The sequence below is a fragment of the Phenylobacterium sp. genome, assembly GCF_044236515.1.
GTDB lineage: Bacteria > Pseudomonadota > Alphaproteobacteria > Caulobacterales > Caulobacteraceae > Phenylobacterium.
The window spans coordinates 1-10705 of the sequence record NZ_JBIIGK010000099.1 but is presented as its reverse complement, the minus strand read 5'-3'; the positions used below and the strand labels follow the sequence as shown (position 1 = coordinate 10705).

Below are 10705 nucleotides of genomic sequence, written 5' to 3'. Positions count from 1 at the left end.
ATCTCTATGGGGCCGGTCACGGCTTCAACTCCGACCGGCCCGATCACCACCACGCCGACAGCGCCCGCCTCGCCCGCCTGCGCACCCTGGCGCTGTTCGCGATGAACGGGCCGGACCGGGGCGCGGCGGGGGCGTAGCCGCGTCGCCGTGGCCACGAAGCCTGGCGCTCGCTAGCATCGCGCCGTGCGCGCCCTTCTCACCGCCTGCGTCCTTCTAGCTCCCGCCACCGCCGCCGCGGCGGCCGAGCAGGCCTGCTGGGTCGACAACGGCGTCGTCGTGGTGACCGCCGAGGTCGCCGGCTACGTCGGCGACTACATCCTCGACACCGGCCAGGCGGCGACCCAGCTCGCTGAGACCCAGGCCCTCGGGATGGGGTACGCGGCCCCGGCTGTGGCCGGCGAGGTGCGTCTGGCGGGCGTCCGCGCCAGCCTGCCAGCCATCCCGATCGCCGACCTCGACGTCCGCACAGGCCTGCTGCCGACGCCGATCGCCGGGGTCATCGGCGCCGACGCCCTGAAGGGCTTCGTCCTCGACCTCGACCTGGCGCCCTGCCGCCTGCGCCTCTCGCGGCCTGGAGAGGCCCCGCCCGCCCCGCGAGGGATGCGGCTGCCGCTGACTTGGCTCGACGGTCGCCCCACCGTGGCCGCCGCCGTCTCGGATGGGCCCAGGGCGTTCCGTGGCCCCTTCGCGATCTCTACCGGCCTGGACGCCCCCGTCCGCCTGCCGGACGCCTGGACGCGGCCCCTGCCGGCTGAGGCTTATCCCTACGGCGTGCTGCGTCCGTCGTTGCGGGCCCTGTCGTTCGGCGGCGAGCTGGCCGAGAACGTTCCGGCCGGGCTCGCCACGGATGCGGCGGGCGCGATCGGTGCGCCCGTGTTGGCCCGCTGGCGCCTGCGCTTCGACTATCCACGCGGAGAGCTGCGCCTCGCGCTCCACCCGGGGCGCTGAGCGAGCTGTCCCGCCCCATGGAGGGGAGAGACGTTCGCGGGGGGCGAGCGGAGGCCTAGGGATGCCGCGCAAAGAAAAGGGCTCCGGTTTACCCGGAGCCCCTGGTCTCGTCGACGTCACCCGCCGTCAGTGCGCGACGTTGCGCCAGATACGGCGGTAGCTGAACCACAGCAGCACCGTGAGGATCAGCAGGTAGATCATCGCCGCGAAGCCGAACTGCTTGCGCTCTTCCATCTTGGGCTCGGCGGCCCAGGTCAGGAAGGCGGTCACGTCCATGGCCTGCTGGTGGACGGTCGACTTCGTGCCGTCGTCGAAGGTCACCTTGTCGGCGCCGAGCGGCGGCGGCATGGCCAGGAAGCCGCCCTTCGGCACATGGCTGTGGTCGCCCTTGTAGAAGGCCGACACGTCGCCCGGCATGAACGGGTTGTAGTGCTGGCCCGGCGGCACGGTCAGGCCGGCCGGCGGCTTCTCGTAGCCGACCAGCAGCGAGTAGATGTATTGCGGGCCGCCGGAGCGCGCCTTGGCGATCACCGACAGGTCCGGGGGATAGGCGCCGCCGTTCGAGGCCCGGGCCGCGTACTCGTTGGGGAACGGGCTCGGGAAGCGGTCGGCCGAGGTGGCGGGACGCTGGATCGTGTCGCCCGTCTCGGTGTCGATGTCGTTGACCTGGATGTCCTTGGCCAGCGCCTTGACGTACGGATTGTCGTTCGGGTTCGGGTACTTCTCGTCGAAGAACGGCCCGCCCTTCTGACCAAGGTTGCGGAACGACACCAGGCTCATGGCGTGGCACGAGGCGCAGACCTCGCGATAGACCTTGTAGCCGCGTTGCAGCTGGGCCTTGTCGAAGCGGCCGAACGGCCCTTCGAAGCCCCACTTGACGTTGTGCGGGTGTTCCGGATGAGCAGCCGACAGGGCCGGCTGGGCCGTCAGCAGGGCGAGCCCAAGCGCCGCCAGCGCGGAGACTTTGCGCAGCATCTTAGGCTCAACCCTTCTTTTCGACCGCCGAAGCGCCGGCGGGGTGAGACAGAACAGGCGTCGAGATCGAGTCCGGCAGCGGAAGCGTTTTTTCCGTCAGGCCGAGGATCGGCAGGATCACGACGAAGTAGGCGAAGTAATAGGCGGTAGCGAGCCGGCTCAGCCAGACGAAGCTGTTCAGCTTGGCGTCGAAGAGCTGGAAGCTGGCGAGGCCCGGGATCACCGGATCGTCGGGCAGCTTGGCGCCGCAGAAGCCGAGCACCAGGGCCGCCAGCAGGAAGGCGAAGAAGTAGAGCTTCGCGGTCGGCCGGTAGCGCATGGAGCGCACCTTGGAAGTGTCGAGCCAGGGCAGCACGAACAGCACGCCGATGGCGCCGAACATGGCGATGACGCCGCCGAGCTTGTCCGGGATGGCCCGCAGGATCGCGTAGAACGGCAGGAAGTACCATTCCGGCACGATGTGCGACGGGGTCACCAGCGGGTTGGCCGGGATGTAGTTGTCCGCGTGGCCGAGGATGTTCGGGTTATAGAACACGAAGCTGGCGAACATGATGAAGAACACCGCGATCGCGAACCCGTCCTTCACCGTGTAGTACGGGTGGAACGGAACCGTGTCGGCTTCCGACTTCACGTTCACGCCGGTCGGGTTGTTGTTGCCCGGCACGTGCAGCGCCCAGATGTGCAGGGCGACGACGCCCGCGATCATGAACGGCAGCAGGTAGTGCAGCGAGAAGAAGCGGTTCAGCGTCGGGTTGTCGACGGCGAAGCCGCCCCACAGCCAGGTGGTGATCGGCTCGCCGATGATCGGCAGGGCGCCGAACAGGTTGGTGATCACGACGGTGCCGTGGAAGCTCATCTGCCCCCAGGGCAGGACGTAGCCCATGAAGGCCGTGGCCATCATCAACAGGTAGATCACGCAGCCGAGGATCCAGAGCACTTCGCGCGGCGCCTTGTAGGAGCCGTAGTAGAGGTTCCGGATGATGTGGATGTAGACCGCCACGAAGAACATCGAGGCGCCGTTGGCGTGCATGTAGCGGATCAGCCAACCGTAGTTGACGTCGCGCATGATGCGCTCGACCGAGTTGAACGCGTGGTCCACGTGCGGGACGTAGTGCATCACCAGGATGATACCGGTGACCAGCTGCACGACCAGCATGACGGCGAGGATGCCGCCGAAGGTCCACCAGTAGTTCAGGTTCTTCGGGGTCGGGAACGCCAGGGCGGTGTCGTGGGCCATCCGAATGATCGGAAGGCGCATGTCCATCCAGCGCTCGAAGCCGGTCTTCGGCTCGTAAGTGGAATGTCCGCTCATCGATGTCAGCCGATCTTGACCGTGGTGTCGGAGAGGAAGTCCCAGGTCGGCACTTCCAGGTTGCGCGGCGCAGGACCCTTACGGATCCGGCCGGACGTGTCGTAGTGCGAACCGTGGCAAGGGCAGAACCAGCCGCCGTAGTCGCCGCCGCCGAACGTCGGCACGCAGCCGAGGTGCGTGCAGGTGCCGACCAGCACCAGCCACTGGGCCTTGCCGGGCTTGTGGCGCGCTTCGTCGGGCTGCGGGTCCGGCATCGGGGCGCCGTCGTCCTTGATCGCCCGGGCGATCTCGGCCGCCGTGCGGTTGCGCACGAACAGCGGCTTGCCGCGCCACTTCAGGACGACCTGCTGGCCTTCCGTGACCTTCGTCAGGTCGAACTCGACCGAGGCCAGCGCCAGCGTGTCGCCGGACGGGTTCATCTGGTCGATGAACGGCCAGGCGAGACCGACCACGGCGCCGGCCGCGGCCGCGCCAGCGGCGATGTGAATGAAGTCGCGACGGCTCGGGTCGTCTCCATGAGAGCCCGGAGCGTGCGGATCGGGATTTGCGCCCACGACGGTGTCGGCCACCTAAAGCTACCCTTCGTCTTCGGGGCCCCGAAAGCAAGCGAGGGGCGCCCAGCCGTTTGGGCCCAACCAGGGGTCTGGTCAGGCCGCTGTGCGGAACAGGTCCTCGGCGGGCAAGCTCTGGAAGTTACTTGCGAAACATTCGCAAAAACCTCCGCGATTCGCCCTTATCGCCCCCGGTCTGTCCCGTGGCGGTTCGCTTAGAGCGCGTGCGCGCCTTTTTCAACCGGCCATTCTGCGAAAACCGTCACGCTTGCTGATGAGACGGCCGCTAGAGCCCCGCCACCTTGGCCAGGTTCGGCTTCGGGATCGGGGCGCGGAACGGCCCCTTGGCCTTCGCCCGCTCGGCCGCGAGGTCGGCCCAGGCCTCAGCGAAGGCCAGCGGCGTGCCGTCGGCCTTCGCCGCCCTGACCAGGCGCAGTTCGCGGCCGGCCAGCGCCTTGCGCACGGCCGCATCGGCCAGAACCTCGGCCAGCGTGCTGGCGTCGGCCTCCAGCAGATGCAGCGTGGCCGCGCCCATCGGCGCCCAGTCAAGCGCCGCCAGGAGCCCCGAGCGCACCATGGCGGCGCGGTCCGTGCGCCGCTCCCCGCCCGCCTGCCCGCTGGTCTCCGCGCCGGCGGCGACGAACGCCCAGCCGCCGTTGAGGAAAGCGCGATGGTGGGCGGCGGCGAGCCAGATGCGGGGCGGCGAAGTCATGCCCCGCGCCTAGCACCGTCGAGGCCGCGCGCAAACGTCGTTGCCTTCCCCGACGGCATCGTCCGAAAATCCCGCCGTTGCGGAGTGACCCTGTGCCGAAAGACATCGCCGACATCCAGCGCGGCAAGCTGACCTATCCTGTCGCGGGCATTCCGCAGACCGGCGAAGCGATCGAGGTCGGCCCGGGCGTCCTCTGGCTGCGCATGCCGCTCGGCGGGCCGCTCGGCCACATCAACTGCTGGGCGCTCGAGGACGGCGACGGCTGGACGCTGGTGGACACCGGGATGGGCCACGCAGAAACCCTCGCGGCCTGGGAGACGGTGCTCGCCGGCCCGCTGGGCGGCCGGCCGGTGAAACGGGTCGTCGTCACCCACCTGCATCCCGACCACGTCGGCGCCGCGGGCTGGCTGACCCGGCGGTTCGGCGTCGAGCTGTGGATGACGCGCCTGGAGTACCTGACCTGCCGGGTGATGGCCGCCGACACCTGCCGCGAGGCGCCGGCCGAGGGCGTCGCCTTCTATCGGGCCGCCGGCTGGACCGAGGCGGAACTGGACGCCTACCGCAAGCGGTTCGGGCGGTTCGGCTCGATGCTGGCGCCGCTGCCCGACGGTTTTCGCCGGATCAGCGACGGCGACGTGCTGATCATCGGCGGCCGCGAATGGCGCGTCGTGGTCGGCTCCGGCCACAGCCCCGAGCACGCCAGCCTGTGGTCGCCGGAGCTCGGCCTGATCATCACCGGCGACCAGGTGCTGCCGCGGATCTCCTCGAACGTCGGCGTCCACCCGACGGAGCCGGAGGCCGATCCGCTCCACGACTGGCTGACGTCGCTGGCGCGGGTGAAATCCATCGTTCCGGACGACGTCCTGGCCCTGCCGGCCCACAACGAGCCATTCCACGGCCTGCATGCGCGCATCGACCAGTTGATCGAAGGCCACGAGAAGGCCCTCGCCCGGCTGCGGGCGGCGCTGGACGAGCCGAAGCGCGCCGTCGACGTCTTCCCGCTGCTGTTCCGTCGCACCGTGGACGGCAGCCTGCTGGGCTTCGCCACCGGCGAGAGCCTCGCGCACCTCAACTATCTCCGCGCCCGCGGCGAGGCGGAACGGAGCCGTGATGAAACCGGCGTCGATTGGTGGCGCGCGGTCGGAGCCCAAGCATGACCGAGTTCGTGACCGTCGACCGCGCCGACGGCGTCCTGACCCTGACGCTGAACCGCCCGGAGAAGAAGAACGCCCTGACCAGCGAGATGTACGCGGTCATGAACGACGGCCTGGTGGCGGCGGACAGCGATCCGGAGATCCGCTGCGTCCTGATCCAGGCCGCGGGCGACGCATTCACGGCGGGCTCAGACATCTCCGAGTTCGCAGCCTATTCGGCCGGCGGAGAGCGGGTCGGAGCCGGGCCGCTGCTCGACACCCTGGCCCGGACGCGGGTGCCGATCGTCGCCGCGGTGCACGGCCGGGCGGTCGGCATCGGCCTGACGCTGCTGCTGCACTGCGACCTGGTCTACATCGCCGAGGAGGCGCAGCTCAGCGCGCCGTTCGTCAACCTGGCCCTGGTGCCGGAAGCGGCCTCGTCCCTGTTGCTGCCGGCCCGCATCGGCCACGCCCGGGCGTTCGGCGTCTTCGTTCTCGGCGAGACGATCAGCGGCCGCGACGCCGTCAGCCTCGGCATCGCCAACGCCGCCCTGCCGGCCGCCGAGGTCCAGGCCCGGGCGCGCGCGGCGGCCGTGGCGGTTGCGTCCCGCGCGCCGGCCGCGGTCGCCGCCACCAAGGGCCTGATGCGCGACGCCGAGGGAATGACGACGCGGATCGGCGAGGAGCTGACGCACTTCGCCCGCCAGCTACGCTCCCCGGAAGCGGCCGAGGCCTTCGCCGCCTTCGCGCAGCGGCGGGCGCCGAACTTCACGACGGGAGGCGGCTGATGGCCGGAGAGCTGGCCGGCAAGACGCTCTTCGTCACCGGCGCCAGCCGCGGCATCGGTCTGGCGATCGCCCTGCGCGCCGCCCGCGACGGCGCCAACATCGCCATCGCCGCCAAGACCGCAGAGCCGCACAAACACCTGCCCGGCACCATCTACACCGCCGCCGAAGCCATCGAGGCGGCGGGCGGGCATGCCCTGCCGCTCGTCGTCGACGTCCGCGACGAGGCGGCGGTCGAGGCGGCCGTGGCCGAGACGGTCCGTCGGTTCGGCGGCGTCGACATCTGCGTCAACAACGCCTCGGCGATCAGCCTGACAGGCACCTTGCAGACCGACATGAAGCGCTACGACCTGATGCACCAGGTCAACGCCCGCGGCAGCTTCCTGGTCTCCAAGGCCTGCCTGCCGCACCTCAAGCGCGCGGCCAACCCGCACGTCCTGATGCTGTCGCCGCCGCTCGACATGGCGGCGAAATGGTTCGCGCCGCACGTCGCCTACACCATTGCCAAGTTCGGCATGAGCCTGTGCGTGCTCGGCATGAGCGAAGAGTTCCGCGCCGACGGCGTGGCCTTCAACGCCCTGTGGCCGCGCACCGCCATCGCCACCTCGGCGGTCGAGTTCGCGCTGACCGGCAAGGAAGGTCTCAAGCACTGCCGCAACCCGGAGATCATGGCGGACGCGGCCCACGCGATCTTCTGCAAGCCGTCGCGGGAGTTCACCGGCAATTTCCTGATCGACGACACCTTCCTCTACGGCGAGGGCGTGCGCGATTTCTCGGCCTATCGCATCGATCCGGACGCCGACCTGCTGCCAGACTTCTTCGTCCCCGACGACATCCCGCCGCCGCCGGTCTGAGCCGCCCTTCCCGCTTCGCGGACAGGGCGGAGGGTGCTATTCTCGCCCTTCGATTTCCAGTGAGACGCGGGCGCAGGACCCGGCTCTGACGAACTTGGGAAATCCTGCGCCGCCGCGCCTCTCGAAAGCCGGAGACGGACGATGGCGGATCATGTCGGCAACCCCTTTGAGTACGTCCTGCGCGGCCTTGGCCGACCTTACGGCCCGCTGATCCATCGTGATCCGGTCGCGGCGCGGACGACGCCGCAGGTGCGCCGCGTCGGCGTCGGCGACCTGAAGGACGCCCTGCGCGGCGGCCTCTCCGACTTCGCCGCCGCCCGCGACGACGTGGTGTTCATCGTCATCCTTTATCCGCTGGCCGGCCTGGTCCTGGCGCTGGCGGCGGCGCGCTACGATCTGTTGCCGATGATCTTCCCGCTGCTGTCGGGCTTCGCCCTGCTCGGCCCGCTAGCCGCCGTCGGGCTCTATGAGATCAGCCGCCGGCGCGAGCGTGGCGAGCCGGCCACCTGGCTCGACGCCGCCGCCGTGCTGCGCTCGCCGAACCTGCCGGCCATCGTCGGCATGGGGCTGATCCTGGTCGCGCTGTTCGTCGGCTGGCTGGCCGCCGCCTACCAAGTGAGCCTGATCGCCTTCGCCGACGCACCGCCGGTCACCGTGCGCAGCTTCCTCGCCGAAGTGTTCGCCAGCGGTGAAGGCTGGGCCATGGCGCTGATCGGAATCGCGGTCGGCTTCGTCTTCGCGCTGGTCGCCCTGGCGGTCAGCATCGTCTCCTTCCCGCTGCTGCTCGACCGCGGAGTCGACCTCGACGTGGCGATCCGCACCTCGCTGAAGGTGGTCGCCGAAAACCCGGCGACCATGGCGCTATGGGGCCTGATCGTCGCCGGAATGCTGGTGCTCGGCGCCCTGCCCGCCCTGCTCGGGCTGATCGTGGTGTTGCCGGTGCTCGGCCACGCGAGCTGGCGCCTCTATCGGAAAGTCGTAGCCTGAGCAGTTGACTCCAGCCGTCCGGGCCGTCGAAATCCCGCCCCTATGGCGGAGGCGATCTCCGTCCTCGGGAGGGAGTAAAAAACAATGTCCGTTCGCAAACTCGCCATCGCGGCCGCCGCCGTGCTGGGCCTGACCGCCGGCGCCGCCCAGGCCCAGCAGCAGTTCACCGACGCTCAGAAGCAGCAGGTGAAGACCGAGGCCGCCGCCGCGGTCGAGCAGTACTATGCGCACTTCCGCGCCCACAACATGAAGGCGCTGCCGGGCGGCTCCTTCACCACGCCGTGGATCATCATCGGCGGCCAGGGCCCGCGCGCCTTCTCGACCGACGCCGAGTCCCTCGCCAACTTCGAGGCCTCGCTGAAAGACCTGATCTCGCGCGACTGGGGCAAGTCGGAGTACACGGTCGAGAACGTCTGCGCCCTGAACCCCAACGCGGCGATCGTGAGCGGCTACAACACCCGCTACAAGAAGGACGGCAGCGTCATGTCGGTCGGCGGCACGACCTACATCCTCGGCAAGGCCGCCGACGGCTGGAAGATCACTTCCTACACCGGTCATACCCGCGGTCATCCGGTGAAGTGCGACTGATCCAGCCGCAGCACTGAACAGCGAAACGGCGCCGCCTCACCGCGGCGCCGTTTTTCTTTGCCGGCGCTGGCTCAGGCACGGTTCAGCTGGCGGAGCGTTGGGTAGCGGCATGAAGATCGCCGCCCTTACTCTCGCCGCCGCCGCGCTCACCGCGACCAGCGGCTTCGCCGCCTCGGCCAACTGGCGCGACGACGCCACCCGCGAGGATGTCCTCCGGGTCGCGCAGCTCGATCAGGCCTGGGCGCAGGCGCGGCAGGAAAGCGCCCCACGTGACCTGGCCCGGCTGGGCGCCGTCGTCCGGCCGGGCGGCGCGCTGACGCGGCCGGAGCCCGCGCCGGGCGCCTACCGCTGCCGGACCATCAAGCTCGGCGTCGGGCAGGCCGGCAGCGGGGCCGGCGCCATCGCCTACGGCTGGTTCCAATGCCGGGTGGCCCTGAGCCCCGGCGGCGACCTGACGCTGCGCAAGACCACCGGCTCGCAGCGGCCGATGGGCAACCTCTACCCGCAGACCCGTCGGCGGCTCGTCTACCTGGGCGCGGTCGCCTGGGGCCAGGAGCGTGACGCCGCCTATGGCCGAGACCCCGAGCGCGACCAGGCGGGCGTCTTCGAGCGGATCGGCCCGAACCACTACCGCCTGGTGCTGCCCTATCCGAAGGTGGAGTCCACCCTCGACATCATCGAGTTGAAGCGCTGACCGCTACCAGCCGCACTTCTCGCCCTTGTTCTGGCGGACCAGCCAGGTGTTGAGCGGCTGGAAGTAGTCCGCCACGGCGCTGGCGTCGGTGCGGCTCTCGCCGGTGAAGGTCTTCAGGGTGTCCGGCCACGGCTGCGACTGGCCGAGTTCCATCATGGCATTGAACCGCTGGCCCATTTCCTTCTGGCCGTAGACCGAGCAGCGGTGCAGCGGGCCCTTCCAGCCGGCCTGCTTGCAGGCCGCGCGGTGGAACTGGAACTGGTAGATATGGGCCAGGAAGTAGCGGGTGTAGGGCGTGTTGCCGGGCACGTGGTACTTCGCCCCGGGATCGAAGGCGTCGGCCGGGCGGGCGGTCGGCGGGGCCAGGCCCTGGTACTGCAGGCGGAGTTTCCACCAGGCGTCGTTGTATTCCTCAGGGCTGGTCTCGCCGGAGAACACCTGCCAGCGCCAGCGGTCGACCAGCAGGCCGAACGGCAGGAAGGCGATCTTGTCGAGCGCCATCTTCAGCAAGAACGGGATGTCCTCCTCGGTCCCCGGAACCTTGTCGAGCAGGCCGATCTGGTTGAGGTAGGTCGGCGTCGAGGCCGATAGGGCGGCGAAGTCGCCGATCGCCTCGTGGAAGCCGTCGTTGGCCGCGCCGCGGAACAAGACCGGCTGATCCTTGTAGGCCCGCTGATAGTAGTTGTGGCCGAGCTCGTGGTGGATGGTGGAGAAGTCCTCCGCATTCACCTTGGTGCACATCTTGATGCGTATGTCGTCCTTGTCGTCGACGTCCCACGCCGAGGCGTGGCAGACCACTTCGCGGTCCTGCGGCCGGGTGATCAGCGAGCGTTCCCAGAAGGTCTGCGGCAGGGGTGCGAAGCCGAGCGAGGAGTAGAAGGCCTCGCCGGTGCGGACCATCTTCACCGGCTCGTAGCCCTTCTCGACCAGCAGCCTGTCGAGGTCATAGCTGGAGGTGATGCCCTTGGGCTGGACGACGTCGTAGATCTTGCCCCACTGCTGGGCCCACATGTTGCCCAGCAGGTCGGCGCGGATCGGACCGGAGCGCGGCTGGACGGCGTCGCCGTACTGGTCGTTCAGCCGGGCCCGCACGTAGCAGTGCAGGTTGCGGTAGAAGGGCTCGACCTGCTTCCACAGCCGGTCCGTCTCGGCGGCGAAGGCGTCGG

12 protein-coding genes are annotated in these 10705 nt (G+C 69.5%); 7 read left to right on the top strand and 5 right to left on the bottom strand.

Features of this window, described 5'->3' with window-relative positions; translation table 11 throughout:
• Window positions 1–183 precede the first annotated feature (183 nt).
• Window positions 184–948 (top strand): hypothetical protein, encoded by a 765-nt coding sequence (locus ACILRF_RS10930; RefSeq protein ID WP_395672777.1) that lies wholly within the window; start codon window positions 184–186, stop codon window positions 946–948.
• Window positions 949–1074: 126 nt separating this feature from the next.
• Here the strand turns inward: ACILRF_RS10930 and ACILRF_RS10925 are convergent, their stop codons facing one another.
• From ACILRF_RS10925 to ACILRF_RS10910, 4 genes are all read right to left on the bottom strand, one after another.
• Entirely contained in the window at window positions 1075–1923 is an 849-nt protein-coding gene (locus tag ACILRF_RS10925; protein WP_395672775.1) for a cytochrome c1, read from the bottom strand.
• A gap of 7 nt (window positions 1924–1930) precedes the next feature.
• Window positions 1931–3235, bottom strand: a complete 1305-nt coding sequence (locus tag ACILRF_RS10920; RefSeq protein WP_395672773.1) for a cytochrome bc complex cytochrome b subunit — start codon at window positions 3233–3235, stop codon at window positions 1931–1933.
• 5 nt (window positions 3236–3240) lie between these two features.
• Complete coding sequence (gene petA, locus ACILRF_RS10915) at window positions 3241–3804, bottom strand: ubiquinol-cytochrome c reductase iron-sulfur subunit (RefSeq protein ID WP_395672771.1); 564 nt, start codon at window positions 3802–3804, stop codon at window positions 3241–3243.
• 268 nt (window positions 3805–4072) lie between these two features.
• Window positions 4073–4498 carry a ribonuclease H gene (locus ACILRF_RS10910; protein WP_395672769.1) on the bottom strand — a complete coding sequence of 142 codons (426 nt, stop codon included), beginning with the start codon at window positions 4496–4498 and terminating at the stop codon, window positions 4073–4075.
• A gap of 92 nt (window positions 4499–4590) precedes the next feature.
• Here ACILRF_RS10910 and ACILRF_RS10905 point away from each other — a divergent pair, with 92 nt between their 5' ends.
• The 6 genes from ACILRF_RS10905 to ACILRF_RS10880 all read left to right on the top strand — a co-directional run bounded on the left by ACILRF_RS10905 (window position 4591) and on the right by ACILRF_RS10880 (window position 9539).
• The gene (locus ACILRF_RS10905) at window positions 4591–5655 is read left to right on the top strand and encodes an MBL fold metallo-hydrolase (RefSeq protein WP_395672767.1); all 1065 of its coding nucleotides are present in this window, start codon (window positions 4591–4593) and stop codon (window positions 5653–5655) included.
• Window positions 5652–6419: an enoyl-CoA hydratase-related protein gene (locus ACILRF_RS10900; RefSeq protein ID WP_395672765.1), complete on the top strand. Its 768-nt coding sequence runs from the start codon at window positions 5652–5654 to the stop codon at window positions 6417–6419. The genes ACILRF_RS10905 and ACILRF_RS10900 overlap by 4 nt, the downstream gene beginning before the upstream one ends.
• Window positions 6419–7270: an SDR family oxidoreductase gene (locus ACILRF_RS10895; RefSeq protein WP_395672763.1), complete on the top strand. Its 852-nt coding sequence runs from the start codon at window positions 6419–6421 to the stop codon at window positions 7268–7270. Before ACILRF_RS10900 ends, ACILRF_RS10895 begins: the two co-directional genes overlap by 1 nt.
• A gap of 141 nt (window positions 7271–7411) precedes the next feature.
• A complete protein-coding gene (locus ACILRF_RS10890; RefSeq protein WP_395672761.1) occupies window positions 7412–8257 on the top strand; it encodes a DUF2189 domain-containing protein in 846 nt (281 codons plus the stop codon).
• An 84-nt stretch (window positions 8258–8341) separates the two neighbouring features.
• Window positions 8342–8845 carry a hypothetical protein gene (locus tag ACILRF_RS10885; protein WP_395672759.1) on the top strand — a complete coding sequence of 168 codons (504 nt, stop codon included), beginning with the start codon at window positions 8342–8344 and terminating at the stop codon, window positions 8843–8845.
• A 109-nt stretch (window positions 8846–8954) separates the two neighbouring features.
• Window positions 8955–9539 (top strand): DUF4893 domain-containing protein, encoded by a 585-nt coding sequence (locus ACILRF_RS10880; protein WP_395672757.1) that lies wholly within the window; start codon window positions 8955–8957, stop codon window positions 9537–9539.
• Between the two features lie 3 nt (window positions 9540–9542).
• Here the strand turns inward: ACILRF_RS10880 and ACILRF_RS10875 are convergent.
• The coding region (locus ACILRF_RS10875) for a M2 family metallopeptidase (RefSeq protein ID WP_395672755.1) at window positions 9543–10705 on the bottom strand (1163 nt) is incomplete at its 5' end.